This window comes from Pedobacter sp. UYEF25 (assembly GCF_054061655.1).
This window is the reverse complement of sequence record NZ_JBSSEL010000011.1, coordinates 109,182-129,341: the sequence shown is the minus strand read 5'-3', so window position 1 is coordinate 129,341 and position 20,160 is coordinate 109,182. Positions and strand designations below refer to the sequence as shown.

The 20,160-nt window shown below is 37.3% G+C and carries 17 protein-coding genes; 11 read left to right on the top strand and 6 right to left on the bottom strand.

Annotated elements, in window-relative coordinates:
• Positions 1-9: 9 nt before the first annotated feature.
• The 11 genes from ACVWYG_RS11955 (at position 10) to infB (ending at position 12,956) form a co-directional block, all read left to right on the top strand.
• Positions 10-1,305, top strand: a complete 1,296-nt coding sequence (locus ACVWYG_RS11955; protein ID WP_457270454.1) for an amidohydrolase family protein — start codon at positions 10-12, stop codon at positions 1,303-1,305.
• Between the two features lie 499 nt (positions 1,306-1,804).
• Positions 1,805-3,208 carry a tetratricopeptide repeat protein gene (locus ACVWYG_RS11950; RefSeq protein WP_457270453.1) on the top strand — a complete coding sequence of 468 codons (1,404 nt, stop codon included), beginning with the start codon at positions 1,805-1,807 and terminating at the stop codon, positions 3,206-3,208.
• Between the two features lie 60 nt (positions 3,209-3,268).
• Complete coding sequence (locus ACVWYG_RS11945; RefSeq protein WP_457270452.1) at positions 3,269-4,039, top strand: phosphosulfolactate synthase; 771 nt, start codon at positions 3,269-3,271, stop codon at positions 4,037-4,039.
• A gap of 173 nt (positions 4,040-4,212) precedes the next feature.
• On the top strand, positions 4,213-4,956 hold the full coding sequence (locus ACVWYG_RS11940; protein WP_457270451.1) for a shikimate dehydrogenase family protein: 744 nt from the start codon (positions 4,213-4,215) through the stop codon (positions 4,954-4,956).
• Between the two features lie 36 nt (positions 4,957-4,992).
• Positions 4,993-5,583: a gliding motility lipoprotein GldD gene (gldD, locus tag ACVWYG_RS11935; RefSeq protein ID WP_457270450.1), complete on the top strand. Its 591-nt coding sequence runs from the start codon at positions 4,993-4,995 to the stop codon at positions 5,581-5,583.
• A 4-nt stretch (positions 5,584-5,587) separates the two neighbouring features.
• Positions 5,588-6,226 (top strand): MBL fold metallo-hydrolase, encoded by a 639-nt coding sequence (locus ACVWYG_RS11930; RefSeq protein ID WP_457270449.1) that lies wholly within the window; start codon positions 5,588-5,590, stop codon positions 6,224-6,226.
• 182 nt (positions 6,227-6,408) lie between these two features.
• On the top strand, positions 6,409-7,665 hold the full coding sequence (locus tag ACVWYG_RS11925) for an FtsX-like permease family protein (protein WP_457270448.1): 1,257 nt from the start codon (positions 6,409-6,411) through the stop codon (positions 7,663-7,665).
• Between the two features lie 2 nt (positions 7,666-7,667).
• Entirely contained in the window at positions 7,668-8,051 is a 384-nt protein-coding gene (locus ACVWYG_RS11920) for a hypothetical protein (RefSeq protein ID WP_457270447.1), read from the top strand.
• 147 nt (positions 8,052-8,198) lie between these two features.
• The gene (rimP, locus tag ACVWYG_RS11915) at positions 8,199-8,663 is read left to right on the top strand and encodes a ribosome assembly cofactor RimP (RefSeq protein ID WP_457270479.1); all 465 of its coding nucleotides are present in this window, start codon (positions 8,199-8,201) and stop codon (positions 8,661-8,663) included.
• Positions 8,664-8,700: 37 nt separating this feature from the next.
• Positions 8,701-9,942 carry a transcription termination factor NusA gene (gene nusA, locus ACVWYG_RS11910; RefSeq protein WP_457270446.1) on the top strand — a complete coding sequence of 414 codons (1,242 nt, stop codon included), beginning with the start codon at positions 8,701-8,703 and terminating at the stop codon, positions 9,940-9,942.
• 62 nt (positions 9,943-10,004) lie between these two features.
• On the top strand, positions 10,005-12,956 hold the full coding sequence (infB, locus tag ACVWYG_RS11905) for a translation initiation factor IF-2 (RefSeq protein WP_457270445.1): 2,952 nt from the start codon (positions 10,005-10,007) through the stop codon (positions 12,954-12,956).
• A 151-nt stretch (positions 12,957-13,107) separates the two neighbouring features.
• Here infB and ACVWYG_RS11900 read toward each other — a convergent pair whose 3' ends face one another.
• From ACVWYG_RS11900 to ACVWYG_RS11875, 6 genes are all read right to left on the bottom strand, one after another.
• Complete coding sequence (locus tag ACVWYG_RS11900) at positions 13,108-14,139, bottom strand: glycosyltransferase family 2 protein (RefSeq protein ID WP_457270444.1); 1,032 nt, start codon at positions 14,137-14,139, stop codon at positions 13,108-13,110.
• On the bottom strand, positions 14,124-14,978 hold the full coding sequence (locus ACVWYG_RS11895; RefSeq protein WP_457270443.1) for an alpha-1,2-fucosyltransferase: 855 nt from the start codon (positions 14,976-14,978) through the stop codon (positions 14,124-14,126). Before ACVWYG_RS11895 ends, ACVWYG_RS11900 begins: the two co-directional genes overlap by 16 nt.
• A 146-nt stretch (positions 14,979-15,124) precedes the next feature.
• Positions 15,125-16,291, bottom strand: coding sequence for a glycosyltransferase family 4 protein (locus ACVWYG_RS11890; RefSeq protein WP_457270442.1), 1,167 nt, complete (start codon positions 16,289-16,291; stop codon positions 15,125-15,127).
• Positions 16,292-16,348: 57 nt separating this feature from the next.
• Positions 16,349-17,326 (bottom strand): glycosyltransferase, encoded by a 978-nt coding sequence (locus tag ACVWYG_RS11885; protein WP_457270441.1) that lies wholly within the window; start codon positions 17,324-17,326, stop codon positions 16,349-16,351.
• Positions 17,327-17,330: 4 nt separating this feature from the next.
• Positions 17,331-18,290 carry a glycosyltransferase gene (locus ACVWYG_RS11880; protein ID WP_457270440.1) on the bottom strand — a complete coding sequence of 320 codons (960 nt, stop codon included), beginning with the start codon at positions 18,288-18,290 and terminating at the stop codon, positions 17,331-17,333.
• Positions 18,291-18,314: 24 nt separating this feature from the next.
• Positions 18,315-20,141, bottom strand: coding sequence for an ABC transporter ATP-binding protein (locus ACVWYG_RS11875; protein ID WP_457270439.1), 1,827 nt, complete (start codon positions 20,139-20,141; stop codon positions 18,315-18,317).
• Between the last annotated feature and the right edge of the window lie 19 nt (positions 20,142-20,160).

Below are 20,160 nucleotides of genomic sequence, written 5' to 3'. Positions count from 1 at the left end.
GTTATAAAAATGAAAAAGATACTATTTAGTCTGTTGTTTTTGGTAGGAAGTTTAAGTGGTTTTGCACAAGCAACAATTTCCCCTGCGCCAAAACAAAGCAAATCAATCGTTGTTACTGGAGCCACCATCCACGTAGGTGATGGTACGGTAATACAAAACGGAACCTTATTATTTGCCAATGGAAAAATTATTTCCGTTAAAGCAAACGGACAAGTGCCACAAGATGCCTTTCAAATTAAAGCCGATGGAAAAGACGTTTATCCAGGTTTTATTGCGCCGATTAACAATTTGGGATTGGCCGAAATTGAAGCAGTTAAAGCTACGTTAGATTACGAGGAAATTGGAGACTTCAACGCACATATAAGGTCTATTGTAGCATACAATACCGATTCTAAAGTGCCTGCAACGTTGCGCTCCAACGGTATTTTAATGTCGCAGATTACTCCGCAGGGTGGAGTTATTTCTGGAAGCTCCTCTGTGGTGCAGTTAGATGCTTGGAACTGGCAAGATGCCGCGATAAAAACGGATGATGCCATGCACATGACCTGGCCAACTACCCCAAGTATTAGGAGAGGATATGGTAGACCAGGCTTAGCAGAAGAGCTAGCCGAACGTACAAAAAATAGTTTAGCTGAACTTACCGCTTTTTTTAGCGAAGCAAAGTCTTATAATGAAGTTGGAAAACCAGAGGTAATAAACACTCGGTTTGCAGCCATGAGAAGAGTGTTTACCGGTGATGAAAAACTCTTTATTGAAGCAAATGACGAAAAAGACATTGTTGCTGCCGTAAATTTTGCTAAACAATTTGGGATAAAGCCTGTGCTAACAGGGGTTGAAGAAGGTTACATGGTAACCGATTTTTTAAAGAAAAATAGCATCATTGTAATTGTAAAGCAGCCGCATGCTTTGCCAAATAGCGATGACGATCCGGTTAACCTACCTTATAAAAACGCTTCAATGTTGGCAAACGCCGGAATAACAGTTGTGTTGAGTATCGATGGTTATTGGCAACAACACAGCCTTCCATTTATGGCCGGAACCGTTGCTGCTTGGGGTTTGGATAAAGAAAAAGCGTTAACAACCATTACGCTAAATCCTGCAAAAGCGATGGGCATTGATAAAACCACTGGTTCTTTGGAAGTAGGTAAAGACGCTACTTTTTTCATTTCCAATGGCGATGCCTTAGATATGATTACCAATAAAGTAGAACGCGCATTCATCCAAGGAAGAGACATTAATTTAGATAATTTGCATAAGCAATTGTATAAGAAGTTTAGCGATAAGTATGCCGCTGATGTGAAATAAGACCGGAATATTCTTTGAAAGAGGGAACAATTTTTAGTTGTTCCCTCTTTTATTTTAAATCAGTACTTCAAATGTTTGACAGAGGATAAGACATTTTATCTACTCCGTTAATTGCGCTAACGACAGAAACGGCATCTTTTTGGGATTTTTCTTCCCAAAAAATACAGTGGATGGCGTGTTAAAGCGCCCAAAAAATGAGCAGAACTATAGCTTCATAAAAAAAGCTGAGAAAGTAATTTTTAAAACTTAGTCTTTTTCAATGATCATCTTTTACTTATCGCTTACCGAGCATTATTTAAAATACTTTAATTTTGCACCCAACAAAGGAACATCCTTGTAGTTTTTCACAATCCGAAAGGGTATTTAATTGGTTTTCTGTCAATAGTTTAGAGATTTTGCACCCCAGGCTGTTAATAATTTTATTCCCGGCAATGAGCAAAATGCTGTAAAATTATAATAGATTTCCTTTTTAAAGGTAGGTTCTTTTAACAACACATAAATGGAAGAAGATTTCTTTTTTGAATCGAATGAAGACGCCCAACGTTCGGTAGAACGTTACGAAGAAATGCTCCGAAATAAAGATCAGTATTTTTTTGATTCACATGCTTTTGAATATATTGTAGATTTCTACATCGAAAAGAATGACCCCGTAAAGGCATTGCAAGTGGTAGATTTTGCGGTTAGCCAGCACCCTTATGCAACTGTCTTTTTAATTAAACAGGCGCAATTATGGATGTTGACAAATAATTACGATGCTGCTTTTCTGGCTTTGCAGCGCGCTGAGCTTTTAGAGCCCTCAGAAGCGGATATCTATTTGATGCGTGGCAACATTTATCAAAGCAAAGAACGTTTTGATGAGGCCATAGAAAACTACCAAAAAGCATTAGATCTCGCTGAGGTTACCGACGAGATTTTGCTTCAAATGGCGTATGTGTACCAGAGTATGTCTGATTTTGAAAGTGCAATAAAGTATATCAAGCTCAGTTTGGAGCAAAACATGGAAAACCAAGACGGCTTGTATGAGTTGGCTTTTTGTTATGATGTATTAGATAAGCAAGAAGAAAGCATCAAGTTTTACGAACAATATATAGATACAGATCCGTATTCTTATGCGGCTTGGTACAATCTGGGCAATAGTTTCCACAAACTAGATCTTTTTGAGAAAGCGATAGATGCCTACGATTACGCCATATTGATTAGGGAGGATTTTAGCTCGGCCTATTTTAATAAGGGAAATGCGTTGGTACAATTGGATAAGTTTGAAGAAGCAATAGCGGTTTATAAGCAAACGTTTGAATATGAACAGCCCAATGCAGATACTTATTGCGCGATGGGCGAATGTTTCGAAAAGCTTGAAAAAATGGATGAGGCGCGATCTTACTACAAGAAATCGGTAAAATTAGATGCAAAAATGGCAGATGCATGGTTTGGCATTGGTGTTACCCTTAATTTTGAGGAACGTTATTTCGAATCCTTGCACTTTTATAAAAAAGCTTTAGGTCTCGAAGCAGAAAATGCAGATTTTTGGTTTGCTATGGCCGATGCTTATTATAAGTTGAACCAAATTGAGGAATCTATTAAGGCGTATCAGAAAGTTTTAGAATACAACCCGGTCGATATTGAAGCTTGGCTTGATTACAGTACCGTTTTATACGAGCAGAAAAAAATCTCGGAAGCGGCAGAAATTATTTCTGAAGCCATAAAGCACAATCCTGATGCGGCAGAATTATATTATAGAATGGTTGCCTACTTATTTGCCATGGGGGAACAAAATGAAGCCTTAATCTATTTAGAAACTGCTTTAAACACAGATGCCGATAAGCATTATATTTTATTCGAATATCTGCCTCAACTGCAAGATGACCGAGCCATTGTAAATTTAATTAGCAGATATTTTAGATAAAAATAGCTGAAGAAAAATTTTATGCAAAAAGTGTAAAAATTTTCTTCACTTTGTAGCCCTATGAATTACCCATTAAAAGACACCCCCGAAAGAACATTAAAGCCTCGCCACAGTGGGTTTACTATGGTTATGGACAAGGGATTGAGTTTACGCCAGACCGAAGATTTTATAGAAGTTGCCGGCAGTTATGCAGATATTGTAAAATTAGGATGGGCAACCTCGCATGTTACCCCAAACCTTAAAGAAAAATTGGCCTTGTACAAAAGTGCAGGTATACCGGTTTATTTTGGAGGTACGCTCTTCGAAGCGTTTATCGTTCGCAATCAATTTGCAGATTATCAACGTATTTTAGACGAATATGGGATGGAGTTTGCCGAAGTTTCTGATGGCTCGATTGAAATTGAGCATGACGTAAAATGCAACTATATCATAGAATTGGCAAAACAGGTAACGGTTATCTCTGAGGTAGGAAGTAAGGATGCTGCTAAAATTTTTGCCCCTTACAAGTGGATAAAATTAATGAAAGCCGAAATGGAAGCCGGCGCTTGGAAAGTTATCGCCGAAGCTAGAGAAGGCGGAAATGTGGGTATTTACAGGGGTGATGGAGAAGTTAGACAAGGTTTGGTTGATGAGATATTAACTCAAATACCAGCAGAAAGTATTATATGGGAAGCGCCTCAAAAAGAGCAACAAGTTTGGTTTATCAAGCTTATAGGTGCCAACGTAAACTTAGGTAACATTGCTCCTTCAGAAGTTATTCCACTAGAAACTATACGTTTGGGGCTAAGAGGAGATACTTTTGATCATTTTCTAAAACCGAATCACTCCTAGATTTTTAAAAAGGAAACACTCCAAATCTTAAACTTTGGCATGCAAGTCGTATGCCTTGATAAACGAGGTTTTGGATATTGTTTTCGGTTAGGTTTTGGGAATGGGCAATTGTTCGTACTCTTGAGCAACAACGAAAAATTTGCACAGTCCTTTTAGTTAAAAAAAATCATTTTATGAAAACCTACGGTTTAATAGGCTTCCCTCTTTCCCATTCTTTTTCTAAAAAGTATTTTACTGAAAAATTCAAGGAAGAAGGGATTTTAGAGTGCGAGTATGAGCTTTTTCCGATAGAAAACATTAAGACTTTTCCAGCGTTTTTAACGGACCATCTCTCACTTTGCGGCTTAAACATCACAATACCTTATAAGTTGGATATTTTACCATTTTTAACTGAAATGGATGACGCTGCGGCGGAAATTGGTGCGGTAAATTGCATTGAGATAAAACATGAAGGAAAGCAGAAACTTTTAAAAGGCTACAATACAGATGCTTTTGGTTTTGAAGAATCGTTAAAACCATTGTTAAAATTTCATCATAAAAAAGCGTTAATTTTTGGCGACGGTGGCGCAGCTAAAGCAGTGAAATATGTGCTAAAGAAGTTAGGTATTGATTCTATAAGTGTTGTGCGAAGGAAGCAAGAAGGAGCAATTTTATATTCAGAAATTTCTGATGGTCTGATAAATACACATACCATTTTAATTAATACCACGCCAATGGGTATGATGCCAAATATAGAAAGCTGTCCTGATTTAAATTTCGCTGCAATTGGCGCTGCGCATCTGGCATACGATCTGGTTTACAACCCAATAGAAACAACGTTTTTGAGAAATGCTGCTGCACGAGGCGCAATTACAAAAAATGGCTTGGAAATGTTGCACAAGCAGGCGGAGCAGGCTTGGACCATTTGGAACAAATAAGGTATTTTGGATTTTATGAATTAAGCATAACAAAGAATGAAGTCGAATTTTGCTTGTTTAACCGTAATTTTAATATCCCTTTTTGCAGTCTCCTGTCAAAATGGGATAGATTATGCCCCAAAACCAAACGGATATTTTAGAATTAATTATCCTGCAAAAAAATATAAAACATTCGTTTCAGATGCGCCCTTTTCCTTTAAATATCCGCTTTATGCAAAAATGGAACTGGATAAAAAAAGTGGTGCAAAAAAAAACTGGTATAACCTTCATTTTAATCCTTTTAATGGTTTTTTACACCTCACCTATTATGATGTAATCGGGCTAAAAGAGTACAATGAAATGGTAGAGGATGCGCGCAAACTTGCTTTTAAACATACCATTAAAGCAACTGCCATAGACCAAAAAATCATAAGCTACCCAGATCGGAAAGTTTATGGGGTTTATTATGCGATAGATGGAAATACAGCGTCTTCTGTTCAATTCTTTTTAACAGATAGTGCCAAACATTATTTTAGAGGCGCACTTTATTTCAATGAAAGACCTCAATACGATTCTATCGCCCCGGTGGTAAAATTTATAAAAATAGATATAGATACCTTAATCTCTACCTTTAGGTGGAAAAATTGAACTTATGATTGCCATAAAGACTTTCACATTTAATGCCTACAGCGAAAACACCTACGTTTTATATGACGAGACTAAAGATTGTGTCATTATCGATCCGGGGATGTATGATGGCTCCGAACAAAATGAATTGGCTGCGTTTGTGAAGCAGCAACTTTTAAAACCGGTTTTGCTGCTTAATACGCATTGCCATTTAGACCATGTATTTGGCAATAGATTTATTTTTGATACCTACGGATTAAAGCCCCAGTTTAACAGAGGGGAGTTGGAGATTTTGCACGCAATACCGGGTTATGCCCCGCAAATAGGGTTCACCAATTACCAGCTTTCGCCAGAACCAGATGTTTTTTTATCAGAAACAGGAACCATTACTTTTGGAGCAAGCAGTTTAGCGCTTATTTTTGCGCCCGGCCATTCTCCCGCTCACCTATGCTTTTACAGTGAGGCGGATCAGTTTTTAATTGGTGGTGATGTATTGTTTAGAGGAACCATTGGACGTACAGATTTGCCTGGCGGAGATCATAACCAATTAATAAATAACATAAAAAGTAAGTTGTTTTTGCTGCCAGATGATTGCAAAGTATATCCGGGACATGGGCCCGTTACCACCATTGGATTTGAAAAAACAAACAATCCTTTTTTTTAGTCAAATAGCGGAGTTATAAAGGGTTAAATTAAGAATGGTTTGAATGCTTTGGATGTTAAGTGATTGACAACCGCGCAATTAACTGTTTGTGTGAGGTACGTTAAACGGGAATTTGTTTTAAATTAATGGAGATTGATTTAATTTAGAATTGTCATCCAAATCAATTCTGCCTTTAAACCCTCATGCTTTTATTTATCTTTGCCGTCGTGAACACACCATTCTACATCGCCAGAAGGTATCTTTTTGCAAAGAAATCTACCAATGCAATTAATCTTATATCGGGCATTTCTATGCTTGGGGTAATGGTTGGGAGTGCTGCATTAATTATTATTTTATCCGTTTTTAACGGATTCGAGCGTGTTATATTAACCATGTTCAATACAATAACACCTCAAATTGAAGTTAGGCCAGCACAGGGCAAAACCTTTAATCCAAATACAACTGCATTTCTTGACTTACAAAAGAACACCAATATCTATTCTTTTACCGAAGTTCTACAAGAAAACGCTTTGCTAAAATACAATGAAAGACAAGCGGTTGGTCTGGTTAAAGGCGTAGGTATTGCATATCTTAAAAATAAAAAGTTAGACAGTATTATGTTGGAGGGGCGGTTTCAACTTCAAAATAAATTTGGAGTGAGTGCTGTTATTGGGTCGGCGCTTCAGAGTTTTTTAGCAGTAAACACCGTAGATCCATTCACGCAACTAGAGATTTATTCGCCTAGAAAAACGCTTGCCACCAATTCTATAAATCCTGCAGATGACTTTAATGTAGAAAGCATACGCGTGAGTGGGGTGTTTGAAGTTCAGCAAGATTTTGACAACGGAATTATTGTTCCCCTTACCTTTGTACGGAAATTGCTAAATGAACCCCAAAATGTTTCGGCCATAGAAATCAATCTTAAACCAGGGGTAAACGTGTCAAATTTTAAATCTATAGTTACTGAGAGACTTGGGCCAACTTTTAGCGTGTTAAATCGTGCAGAACAAAACAGTGCACTATATCATATTTTAACGACAGAGCGGTGGGCAGTTTATATTATTTTGACTTTTATTTTAATCATTGCAATTTTTAATATCATTGGCTCATTAACAATGTTGGTGATTGACAAGGTGCAGGACATTGCTATTTTGAGCAGTTTGGGCGCTGGGAAGCGCTTAATTAAAAATATTTTTTTATTTGAGGGTTTGATGATAACGATGTCGGGATGTTTGCTTGGCCTGTTGTTAGGACTGTTGTTTTGCATTTTTCAGCAACGATTTGGATTCGTAAAAATGGGTGATGGTGCCTCTCAGTTACTAAATGCCTATCCTGTTGCGCTAAAATGGAAAGACTTTATACTGGTTTTCTTAACTGTGGGAGTTTTTTCTTTTTTGGCATCTGCTTTGTCATCTAATTTGAGTGTTAAAAATATAGATAAGATTAACCAAGAATTATAAAGATGAAAACGAATACCAGAATTTTTTTGGGGTTAGTTTTGGCGGTATTTTTAATAAGCTCCTGCCACCAAGAGCCTAAGGAAAAAGCTGCCACAATTAAAGCACACCTAGTAAAGGGCTTGTATAGTTTTGGGCCTGATATGAAATCATTTACCATGTGCGAGGACGGAAGAGAGTATTGGGTAATCGACAGTGTAAAAAGCTTAGAGTTATCTTATAGTAAACTAAATTTCGAAAAGCCTTACGAATCGGTTTATGTAGAATTAGAGGGGTTTTTTGAGAAATCTAAAGCGCCTTTAGTTTCCGTAGATTTCGACTCTACGCTTGTTGTTACGAAGGTTATAAAAATAAGTGAGAAAATACCAGACGGGCCTTGTAAACAATAAACCTCATTATTTAGGCAAAACTCTCGGTATTGCGGTCAATAATAATAATTTACTTAGTGGAAAATGGGAATTTATTCCTATATTTGCAATCGTAATCGGGAAATTGAAGGGGACATTGTCCCCTTTTTCTATGGAGGAAGATTAAAAATGCAGGTAGAGGAAAGAGTAAAAATGCTTGTGGAGGAAAAGATTGCTGATAGAATGGATTTATTTTTGGTTGATGTAAAAATGTTACCAAACAATAAGTTGATTATTGAGGTAGATGGAGATGAGGGCATAAGTATACAGCAATGTGTAGACATTAGTCGGCATGTCGGTTTTCATTTAGAAGAAGAAAACGCAATAGCGCAGGCCTACAATTTAGAGGTTTCATCGCCGGGTGTGGGAGAGCCTTTAAAACTTCAGCGCCAATATGTAAAAAACATAGGCAGAAATTTGGTTGTAAAATTTAAAGATGGCTTAAAAAAGGAGGGCAAGTTGTTAGAGGTCACTCCAACAGGGTTTGTAATAGAAGAAGTAATTAAGCAGAAGGGTAAAAAGGCTGCTTCTGTAAACACAGATATAAACGTTAACGATATTATAGAAACAACGGTTTTGGTAAGTTTTAAGTAACCGGAAAACTTTTAAAGCCTTTAGCATTATATAAAAAATGAGTTCAACAACAATTAACTTAATCGACTCTTTCCAAGAGTTTAAGGATTTTAAAAATATCGATCGGCCAACAGTTATTAGTGTGTTGGAAGAGGTTTTTCGTAGCATGTTACGAAAGAAATACGGCACCGACGAGAACTGTGACGTAATTGTAAACCCAGATAACGGAGATTTGGAGATTTGGAGAACCAGAACCGTTATGGAAGACGGTTTCTCTGAAGACGATGATTTAGAAATAGAATTGGCGGAGGTAAATCAAATAGACGATAGTTTAGAGGTTGGAGACGATTACATTGAACAAATTACATTAGAAAGTTTTGGTCGTAGAGCAATCTTAGCAGCGAGACAAACGCTTGTTTCAAAGATCCTAGAATTAGAAAAGGACGAGATTTTTAAGAAATATAAAGACCGCGTTGGCGAACTTGTTACGGGAGAGGTTTACCAGGTTTGGAAAAAAGAGACCCTTGTGTTGGATGATGAAGGAAACGAGCTGCTTTTACCAAAGACAGAGCAAATTCCTGCAGATTATTTTAAGAAAGGTGATACTGTTAGAGCGGTAATTTCTGAAGTTGAAATGATCAACGCAAATCCAAAAATTATCATTTCTAGAACCGCGCCAGAGTTTCTTCAGCGTTTGTTTGAAATAGAGGTTCCAGAAATTTTTGATGGGTTGATTACCGTTAAAAAAATTGTTAGAGAGCCAGGTGAGCGGGCAAAAGTTGCTGTAGAAAGTTACGACGACCGTATTGATCCAGTTGGTGCCTGCGTTGGAATGAAAGGCTCTAGGATACACGGTATTGTTAGAGAATTGAAAAATGAGAACATTGATGTCATCAATTTTACCAACAACACCTCACTATACATCAGTCGTGCATTAAGCCCTGCAAAAATAACTTCCATCAAATTAAATGATGAAACTAAACATGCATCGGTTTATTTAAAGCCGGATCAGGTTTCGTTGGCAATTGGCCGAGGTGGACACAACATTAAATTGGCCGGAAAGCTTACCGGTTACGAAATAGATGTTTATCGCGAAGCTGGTGAAGAAGATGAAGATGTAGATTTAGAGGAATTCTCTGATGAAATAGACAGCTGGATTATAGATGAGCTTAAGGCCATCGGATGTGATACAGCGAAGAGTGTTTTGGCGTTAACAATTGAGGATTTGGTGAAGCGTACAGATTTAGAAGAAGAAACCATAAAAGAAGTAGTTCAAATTCTACGTTCAGAGTTTGAGTAAGTGTGAATTTGGCAAAATAACATTACTTTTGCATTATTATAAGAAAAAATAAAGGGATATAAATGTCAGACGACAAACCAATCATTTTAATTAAAGCCATTAAGGAACTTAATATTGCCATGGGTACGGCTGTAGAGTTTTTAAACAAGAAAGGATTTTCTGCGCAGAAAAGTCCTATGTTTAAACTGTCTCCAGAAATGTATGGTGCGCTGTTAAAGGAGTATCAAGGAGACAAGTCTTTAAGAGAAGAGGCCAAACAAATCGTTATCGGAAAAATTCGGCGTGATGGAGTGGAGTCTGATAAGCCTTTTGAAAAAGCAATTTCTGATGCCGATTTTGAGAAAAACGAGGAGATTCTAATTAAGAATACCCAAACTTTTGCAGCACCGGTAGAAAAACCAAAAGTGGAGCCACCAGCTCCCGAGGTAATTCCTGCCGCAGTAGAGAAGGCAGAGGTTCAAGTGCCAGTAGAAGAGAAGAAGCCGGAAGAGATTCAAACTGGTGTGAAAGTGGTTGGCAGAATAGATTTAAACCAGTTTAATGGAAAGTCTAAACAAAATAAAACTGCGGAAGAAGTTATTCCACAGCCGAAAGCTCCAGAAGTGCCAGAATTGCCAAAGCCACCTGTAGTTTCAGCGCCTGTGGTAGAAAAAACTCCGGTTGAAAAAATTACGCCTGCAGAAACTACTCCAGCTGTACAGGAATTAAAATCTGTTGAACAGAAAAAGGTAGAAATTCCAAACATCGTTGGTCCAAAGGCAGTTGTTCCGATAGAAAATAAAGGTCCAGATATTCTAAAAACCCGTACGGTAAAATTAACGGGCCCAAATATTGTTGGTAAAATTACGTTGCCAACAACACCAGAACGAAGAGGCCCAATCGCTTCTTCTAATGACAACGATCCGGCTAAAAGAAAGCGTAAGCGTAAAAAAGCGCCTAATGGCCAAGCGCCTCCTGCTACTCCAGGTCAAGCGCCTCCTAGTCAGCCACGTCAGCCATATCAAGGAAATAGGCCGGTAAGTGGTACGCCATATCAAGGAAATAGAGGGAAACCGGCTTACGTAAACAGAAATACGCCTAGCGGCCCGAAGGCAGAACCTACTGAAAAGGAAATTCAAGATCAGATTAAGGCCACATTGGCGCGGTTAAGTGGTGCCGGTAAATCTGGTAAGTTTGCACAACGCGCTAAGTTACGTAGGCAAAAACGTGATGACGTAGCAAGTACTGCAGAAGAAGCCCAAAGCGAATTGGACTCGCAAGCAATGGTGTTAAAAGTTACAGAATTTGTAACCGCCAATGAACTTGCAAATATGATGGACGTACCGGTGACCAAGATCATTGGTACCTGTATGAGTTTAGGCATGTTCGTATCTATCAACCAACGTTTGGATGCGGAGACATTAACCATTGTTGCGGATGAATTTGGTTATGAAATCCAATTTGTTAAGCCAGATGAAGATGAAGAAAACATCATTGAGGTTGCAGATAACCCAGAAGATTTAGTAGAAAGAGCGCCAGTTGTTACCATTATGGGTCACGTAGATCACGGTAAAACATCGCTGTTAGATTATATTCGCGAGGCAAATGTAGTTGCCGGCGAGGCAGGTGGAATTACCCAGCACATTGGTGCATACATGGTGACTACACCAACTGGTAAAAAAGTTACCTTTTTGGATACACCTGGTCACGAAGCATTTACCGCAATGCGTGCCCGTGGCGCAAAAGCAGCAGATATTGCCATTATTGTTGTGGCTGCAGATGATGCGGTGATGCCTCAAACAAAGGAAGCGATAAATCATGCACAAGCGGCAGGCGTTCCATTGGTGTTTGCTTTTACTAAGATCGATAAACCTGGAGCAAATTCAGACAAAGTAAGAGAACAACTTTCTGTCATGAATATCTTGGTGGAAGATTGGGGTGGAAAATTCCAATCGCAAGAGATTTCTAGCAAAACAGGCTTGAATATAGATATATTGTTGGATAAGGTGTTGCTCGAAGCAGAATTGCTGGAGCTTACAGCCAATCCTAAAAAACGTGCGGTAGGTACAGTTATAGAGTCTGCATTAGACAAAGGAAGAGGTATTGTTACTACTGTTTTAGTGCAGGCAGGTGAGTTAAAAGTTGGAGATCCCATTTTGGCGGGTAGTTATAGCGGCCGTGTGAAAGCACTGTTTAACGAGCGTGGAGTGAAAGTGGATTCGGCAGGACCATCCCAACCTGTACAGGTATTAGGTATGCAAGGCGCACCAACAGCCGGTGACCGCTTTAACGCGGTAGAAAGCGAAAGTGAAGCAAGAGACATTGCAACCAAAAGAATGCAGTTACAACGTGAGCAAGGATTGCGTACTCAAAAGCACATTACATTAGATGAAATTGGTAGACGTTTAGCGATCGGCAACTTTAAAGAATTAAACATCATTGTCAAAGGTGATGTGGATGGGTCTATTGAAGCATTGTCTGATTCGTTGTTGAAACTTTCTACTGAGCAAATACAGATTAACGTAATTAGTAAAGGCGTTGGACAGATTTCAGAATCCGATGTGTTGCTCGCTACCGCATCTGATGCCATCATTATTGGTTTCCAAGTTCGTCCTTCTTCTGGGGCGAGAAAACTTGCAGAACAGGAGCAGATAGACATTAGATTGTATTCTATTATCTACGATGCCATTGACGAAATTAAGTCAGCAATGGAAGGTATGTTAGATCCAATATTCGAAGAGAAAATTGTGGCGAATGTAGAGATTAGGGAAACGTTTAAAATTACAAAGGTTGGTACCATTGCAGGTTGTATGGTATTAGATGGTAAGATTAACCGAAATAGCAAAATACGTATCGTAAGAGATGGCGTGGTGGTTTACACAGGTGAACTTGCTTCCCTAAAACGCTTTAAAGACGATGTAAAAGAAGTAAGTAAAGGTTACGAATGTGGTTTAAACATTCAAAACTTTAACAACATTGAGATCGGCGACATTGTAGAAGCTTACGAGCAAGTAGAGGTTAAGAATAAACTATAAAAATAAATCTTAAGAAATCGGTGAGGGCATCAATAGTATTGGTGCCCTTTTTTTTAACCAAAACTTTTGGTCATTTTTGAAGTATGTATGGATTGGATTAATTAAAAAACACAGACTGTTTATTAATTCCCCTCGTCTATCTACGCTTAATCTATTGTCTTAATGAAGTAGTTGATATCCGAATTATGAGCGCCTGTTTGATTATTTTGCGAAGGTGTTTGAATGTTAAAAATTGCCTTTCAAACAATTGATTTTTAAAGTATAATGAAATTACTCGCCTCTCCTTTTTTTCCAATAAAATGCTCAGCCATTTCTCCATTAGCATCCGGTTGAAAACAGTAGGAAAATAAACTTTACTGGACGCATTACCATTCTTTAACACTTCGAGTAATTTAAGAATTTCTTCAATGTTAGTTGATTCAGTTTTGAATTTTACCAAGTCGTGATGAACCTTAATTAGTAGTTCTCGTTCAGGAATATTTAAAACAGCATAAATATCTTTAATGATGTTAATTTCTGCCTCATCTAATTTTTTAGCCTGTATTTTAGAAATATTATTTGCGTGTTCCCTATAGTTTACAAAAACGTTGTTGAGGTTGGCTACCTTATATTTCAACGATATTCTAAACGATAGGTCGTAATCCTCTGCTGGAGATCTATCTCGATATCCACCGACTTCTACGATAGCGCTTTTTCTTATCATTAGGGTAGAATTTATAAAGATGTTATGTATAACTAGCTGATGCGATAAGTCATTTCCAACGACATAATCTGAAGCGCCAGTTTTAATATCATTATCATTTATGAAACAGGCCTGTCCACCGCACAAGGCTATATTTGGATTTGCTATCATAAAAGCAACCTGTATTTTTAGGCGATTGAAAGTGGCTACATCATCGCTGTCAAGAATGGCAACGTATTTTCCTTTTGCTTCCTTAACGCCATAGTTACGGGTAAAGAAGAGTCCTTCATTTTTTATGTTACTAATTAATCTAATTCTTGGGTCAACAAAGTTCTCAACAATTTCTACCGTTTTATCTTTCGAACCATCGTTAATTATCAAAAGCTCAAAATTTGTAAAGCTCTGGGTTAAAATACTATTAATTGCGTTTTCGATATATTTCTCGCCATTCAACACGGCCATTAAAACCGTAACAACCGGCTTATTTATAATTTTATCCATTTTTTTGGCATTATACAATTAGGCGAATCATCGTCGATCCATTTTTTTGGGCCAATAACTATTTTTTCTGGATTATTATTTAACCAAGCACCCCACCAGCTGAAGCTACTATTAGCAATAATATTATGTTTGCAATTACTCATCAATTGCATATCTATATAACTTTCGCTGTTATGATTTCCTTCTATAAATATTAATGTAGAATTAGCGATTAAATTTTTTTTACACCACGCAATGTCATCCGAAAAAATAAAGAATATTGGATGGTCTATTTTTGCATTCATTAATGCCATTCCTTTAAGATAATAGTCAACAGAACACATTCCACCGAGGAGTTCTTCATTGAGGTAGTCTCCTCTCCTAACATGAATTGAAACGCTATTGACCAGCTTAATATTCTCTAAAAAGGATTGATTTTTAGGGTTTAACGGCAATTTAAATTGTAAATCTTCTCTTATTTCGGCTTCAATTTCTGAAAAGTATCTTGGGTCTTGCCAATAACCCCAATAAAATGCATTTGATGGATCTTGTAAAATTGAGCTTTCTAAACAAAAAGGTGTTTTCTCTTCGACGTAAACGTTTTTTAAATTCAGGATTCTTCTCAACTTTCTAGCATACCAGTACCTAACAAATGGATTGTATAGGTCGATGATAAATTGCGAAGTTTCCTCTAAATTTATGCCAAATAGTCTGTTTAGTTCAAATCCATTATGGAGTTTATAACTTTTGTAACCCGAAATATCCGCTTTAACATCCTTAAATCTACTTTTTAACGATTTATAAAATGCATATTGGAACATTTGATTTCCTAAACCACCCAAAAATTTAACTATTTTCAATTTACTAATTTTTAAAATGCCTTTTCGTTAATAAGTTCGTAGAAGGTTAAACGGTATCATTTGCTTGATATTCGATGATTTAAACCTTTTTGCTTTTGAGTTCGTTGGTCAATTGGTATTTTCTAAATCATAAAGGTCGAATTAGTTTAGTCTCCCAAAATTACAAGTCTGTAGGCGACATCAAAATCACATGTTTTTGCAAGAAGAGCAGCGGTGTTGAATGCATTTTCACTAAATGTTTTCAATTTATGCCTATCAACACAAAACGTTTTAAGTTCATCAACAAATAAGAACGCTAGCTTCTCTGGGTCGTCGATGTTATCTAATATCGCTCCATTTTGGTTTTTGTTTGAAATGTAATTCGATAACTCTCCTACATTTGTTGACACCGGAACGACTCCAAAGCTCATTCCCTCAAAAATAACCAGTCCCCAGCTTTCTGTTTTGGAGGTAAGAAGTAGCAAATTTGATTTTTTGTAATACTCGTTCAAGAGGGATAAATCCTTTATCTCGCCAACCAATTCTACGTTAGGCGAGGTGGTGATTTGCAGCTCAGAGAAATCGCCAATTAGGCTGAACTTTAATGGAAGATGCTGTTCAAAACATAGCTGTGCAATCCTGATGACTACATTTACTCTTTTTTCTTCACTGTTCCTCGATGCAAAGACAACCTGTAAAATGTCTTCATAGTTTTTGGTCGGAAAAGTACTGTTAAAAGGGGTCTTATTATTGACGATTTTTAACCGCTCTAGGTATTTCGACGAAATGTTATTTTTTTTATAAAATGCTTTAAATTGCTGAGCAATTGTTTCACTTACCACTATCCTCGTTTCAATTCTATCGACATAAGGAAGACTGTACCATTCGGTACTTTGTTTATCATCCCTAAAATTGTGGATAAGGTCAACTATTTTTACCCGTGCTTCTAATAGTGGAATTAGCTCATACATAAAGTTGCTGTTACTGCCAAATACAATCGGATGAGTTGCGGCGTTTATCGCCTTCGCAATTTTTTTTAGCATATACGCTTTATAGACGTTTTTTTCTGCCCATCTATTCAAGTTAACAACGTTGGCCAAAGCTTTATAAGGTTTCTTAAACCCCATATTTGGAGATTTTGAGGTTATGAAGCAAGTTGGGTTTTTATTATAGAAAAGTTTTAAAACATCAAGCTGAACCCGCTCTGCGCCGCCAAGCGACCAGCGCTGAAAGAAGAAAAATAAATCAGTTTTACTTGAAATGCCAGCAGATATGTGGGGATATCTTAAAAGATCTAAAAAATTGTCATACGTCCTAATAATTTTGTTCGCCATAAATTGGGAGACTAGATGAAGATTAAAAGTTTGTCTTTCAAAATAACGATTATTATTTTAATGGAAAGTAAGGTTATTTGTCTTAGCAAAGGATTTGATCTCGGTTGAAATTGGATCTGATTTAATCCAAAAAGGCAGTAGGTGAAATAGTGTATCTTTAGCTTTTATTTTTCTTCTTCCCCCAAAAAATAGGTATCTAAAGCAAGAGCTGAAAAATAAGTATAGCCATATATCGGGTCTTTTTTTGGCTTTTATGTAAACCCGAATGGCAGGATAATATTTACCCAACGTTTGGCGCGAGTTATCGAAACCTCGTAAAAGCTTTTCTTCAAAAAATTTTTCAGTGAGTTTAAATTTTGGAATAAAATGTTGATAAATCATTTCGCTATCATACCATAAACGATAGCCTTTAATGGCTAGGCGCAAACAGTATTCTGTGTCCTCTGCAGATAGAATGTTAAACTTGGACGTTGGAATTATAGATGGAAAATTTTGATACATTTCTTTATACAGTGTTTTTCGCGTTGCCAATCCCGCTCCCCATAATACACTGCCCGGTTTCATAATACCATCAACCTTGCTTTGAGCGCCAACGGCATATGCATAATTTCTAAACCATTTTGGTAATTCAAGCGCATCTGTTACAGCTAAGCCCTGGCCGCCGAAAGCAGCAATGTTGGGCCTATTTTCGAAGTTATATAAAACCCTTATTAAATAGTCTTTTGCTAGCCAATTGTCATCGTCGCAAATAATTAGATACTCAAAACTGGCACTATAAATGGCCTTTTGTAAAGCATAGAGTTTACCTGGTTTTGTTTCGCTTATTGTGTTGAGCGCGATGTTGGAAACACCTAATCTTATCCATTCCTCTTTTGAAAAACCAGTTGAATCATCACTAGAATTATTATCTGCTAAAATAAGCTCTATTTTTATGTTTGATGGGACCGTTAATTGTGAAATATGGTAAAGGGTTTGACCTAGCCGTTCTACACCATTATAGGTACAAATGATAATTGTAATCCCTTTTTGTGTCATACTACTAATGTTTCAGAAATTCCTCAATTTGCGAAGTAATATAATCTGGCTTAAAAAACAGCGGGAAAAGATAGTGTAGAATCGTTTTTTGCTTCTCTTTATTTCTACCAGCTAAAAGCCTAATTGGTGTAATTACGGACAATCTAGCTTTTTGCAACACGCGTGGGTTTGAAAGTTTGCATAGTTTTATTGCCAAATAGTATTTCTCCAAAATTTTGTGCGCATTAGTAAAGTTTTGGTGTAAGCTATTTTTATAGGCTAACATTAATCGGTCGGCTGAAATATAATGCTTAAGCTTTAAATCACTGCTGTAAAAAAGCGTGTAGCCACTTAAGATCAACCTCAAACAGTATTCGGTATCTTCGGCAGATAATATTTGGAGGTTTTTTTTATTAATGAGTAAAGAGGGTACATACTGATACATTTTTTTGTATAAAGCGGTTCTGGAAGTTAAACCCGCACCCCATAAAAATCCGCGCCATGTAATGTCACCAGACTTTGAAGCTTGCTTTCCGACAGCGTAGGCTGCCTTGTGTTCCTCGAACCAAAATGGAAAATCCTCATCTGGGTTATTTATTGCGGTTGTTTCTCCACCGGTAGCGCCTATTTTCTCATCCTTTTCTAAAATAGAAAATGCAGTACTTAGATAATCATTGTCAAGCCAATTATCATCATCACATACTGTGAAGTATTCATAATTGGCGGCTGTAATTCCACGTTGAAACGCAAATAGCTTGCCTACCTTCTCTTCTGCAATTATTGTAAAATCTACCGCGCCTATTTGATGTTTTGACCACTCCTCTTTGGCTATGTCCAGCGTATTGTCAGTGGAATTGTTATCGACTAGAATAATTTCCCATTTAAAATCCAATGCAAATTCTTGTTGCGCTAAATGCCTAATCGTTTCTGCTAATTTAATTCCCCCATTGTGGGTACAAATAATAACAGTAATTCCCTTGTCCATAGGTATACTAAACAATTTACAGGTTTATATATTAAATGCCTGTAATTCGATCAACTTATTATAGAGTCCTTTATTTCCAATTAATTCTTTGTGCGTTCCAGATTCAATAACTTCCCCTTTATCGATAACCACAATTCTATCCGCGTGTTGGATAGTGCTTAAGCGGTGTGCAATGACAATAGAAGTTCTATTTTTCATTAGATTGGTGAGGGCATCTTGCACCAATTTCTCAGATTCAGTATCTAACGCTGAAGTGGCTTCATCTAGCAACATAATTGGTGGATTTGCCAATACGGCGCGTGCGATACAAACACGTTGTCTCTGCCCACCAGAAAGCTTGTTGCCACGATCTCCCACAAAAGTATTGTAACCTTGTTCTGTATTTAAAATAAACTCATGCGCATTTGCAATTTTTGCTGCCGCAATAACCTCCTGCTCGGTTGCATCTGGTTTTGCAAATGCAATGTTGTTAAAAATACTGTCGTTAAATAAAAAAGAGTCTTGATTTACAATGCCCATTTGGGCTCTGATGCTGTCTACCGCGAGCTCTTTATAATCCTTGCCATCTATTTTGATGCTTCCAGATTTTGGGTCATGAAAACGAGGAATCAAATCCATCAAGGTGCTTTTACCACCGCCAGATGGGCCGACGAGCGCAATAGTTTCGCCTTTTTTAATAGTAAGTGTGATGTTTTTTAGCACCTCTTTTTCTCCGTATTTAAAACTTACGTCAGAAAAGATTAAATCGTGATTAAATTTTTTAATTATCAAAGCATCCGGCCTATCTATCAACTCCGGTTTTGCGTCAATCAACTCCAGTACCCGTTCTCCAGCTGCAATTCCGCTATGAATACCGCTAAAAGAATCGGTCAACGCTTTCGCTGGGCGCATTATCTGCGAGAAGAGCGCAACATAAGCAATAAATCCGCCTACAGATAATGCGCCCTCAGTTTTATTGAGAATTAGTGTTCCTCCATAATAAACAATTGCCGTTATCATTAAAACGCCTAAAAATTCAGAAACTGGCGAACCAAGTTGTTGTCGTCTGACCATCTTTCTAGTGATGTTGGAATAAAAGACATTTTCGTCATCAAACTTTTTTATAATGGTATTGGTGGCGTTAAATGCTTTGATAATTTTTATTCCGCTTAACGCCTCATCTAAAAAACCAATCATTTTTGCGAAAGACTCATGTGATTCCTTGGCTTGTTGCTTTAATCGCTTAACGATTTTGCTTATTATGAAGGCAGATACGGGAATTACCAAGAGCGAAAAAAGGGTAAGTTTACCGGAAATATTAAAAAGTAATACCGCATACGCAATAAGAGTTACGGGCTCTTTAAAAATCACTTGCAATGTGTTGGTAACGGTAAATTGCACCACCTGCACATCCGATGCTACTTTGGAAATAATATCTCCTTTACGTTCGTTATTAAAAAAACCAACGTGCATATTCATTACATTATCAAACACGCTTTTTCTAAACTTTAGCAGTGTATGCACACGTAAATCTTCCATAAAGCGCTGTGAGAAATACCTGAAAAAATTAGAAAGTAGGACAGATACCACAATCGCCAAACAAACAAAAGCTAATGTTTTTTCTGCGCCATTTGTAGTAGACGAACGATGTACAAAAGCATTAAACTGGCCCATAATGTCAAAAGAACTTATTGCTTTACTCGTAGCCGTTTGACTTGGTTTTCCATCGCTCAGCAAAGTGTCAAATAGTGGGCCAAGTAGCGCAAGATTTAAAGTTCCGAAGATTATAGAAAGTAATGTGGTGATTACATATGGTATTGCAAATTTCTCAATGGGTTTGGCAAAAGAAAGAAGTCTAAAATATGTTTTCATTAAGATTCCGCGTTGATAA

What these genes read in the sequence shown, in the direction of transcription:
- ACVWYG_RS11920 (WP_457270447.1), top strand. Translation starts at nt 7,668, where the DNA reads ATGAAAACGAATACCAGAATTTTTTTGGGGTTAGTTTTGGCGGTATTT.
- rimP (WP_457270479.1), top strand. Translation starts at nt 8,199, where the DNA reads ATGCAGGTAGAGGAAAGAGTAAAAATGCTTGTGGAGGAAAAGATTGCT.
- infB (WP_457270445.1), top strand. Translation starts at nt 10,005, where the DNA reads ATGTCAGACGACAAACCAATCATTTTAATTAAAGCCATTAAGGAACTT.
- ACVWYG_RS11885 (WP_457270441.1), bottom strand. Translation starts at nt 17,326, where the DNA reads ATGACACAAAAAGGGATTACAATTATCATTTGTACCTATAATGGTGTA.
- ACVWYG_RS11875 (WP_457270439.1), bottom strand. Translation starts at nt 20,141, where the DNA reads ATGAAAACATATTTTAGACTTCTTTCTTTTGCCAAACCCATTGAGAAA.
- nusA (WP_457270446.1), top strand. Translation starts at nt 8,701, where the DNA reads ATGAGTTCAACAACAATTAACTTAATCGACTCTTTCCAAGAGTTTAAG.
- ACVWYG_RS11940 (WP_457270451.1), top strand. Translation starts at nt 4,213, where the DNA reads ATGAAAACCTACGGTTTAATAGGCTTCCCTCTTTCCCATTCTTTTTCT.
- ACVWYG_RS11890 (WP_457270442.1), bottom strand. Translation starts at nt 16,291, where the DNA reads ATGGCGAACAAAATTATTAGGACGTATGACAATTTTTTAGATCTTTTA.
- ACVWYG_RS11930 (WP_457270449.1), top strand. Translation starts at nt 5,588, where the DNA reads ATGATTGCCATAAAGACTTTCACATTTAATGCCTACAGCGAAAACACC.
- ACVWYG_RS11900 (WP_457270444.1), bottom strand. Translation starts at nt 14,139, where the DNA reads ATGGATAAAATTATAAATAAGCCGGTTGTTACGGTTTTAATGGCCGTG.
- ACVWYG_RS11945 (WP_457270452.1), top strand. Translation starts at nt 3,269, where the DNA reads ATGAATTACCCATTAAAAGACACCCCCGAAAGAACATTAAAGCCTCGC.
- gldD (WP_457270450.1), top strand. Translation starts at nt 4,993, where the DNA reads ATGAAGTCGAATTTTGCTTGTTTAACCGTAATTTTAATATCCCTTTTT.
- ACVWYG_RS11925 (WP_457270448.1), top strand. Translation starts at nt 6,409, where the DNA reads ATGCTTTTATTTATCTTTGCCGTCGTGAACACACCATTCTACATCGCC.
- ACVWYG_RS11950 (WP_457270453.1), top strand. Translation starts at nt 1,805, where the DNA reads ATGGAAGAAGATTTCTTTTTTGAATCGAATGAAGACGCCCAACGTTCG.
- ACVWYG_RS11955 (WP_457270454.1), top strand. Translation starts at nt 10, where the DNA reads ATGAAAAAGATACTATTTAGTCTGTTGTTTTTGGTAGGAAGTTTAAGT.
- ACVWYG_RS11880 (WP_457270440.1), bottom strand. Translation starts at nt 18,290, where the DNA reads ATGGACAAGGGAATTACTGTTATTATTTGTACCCACAATGGGGGAATT.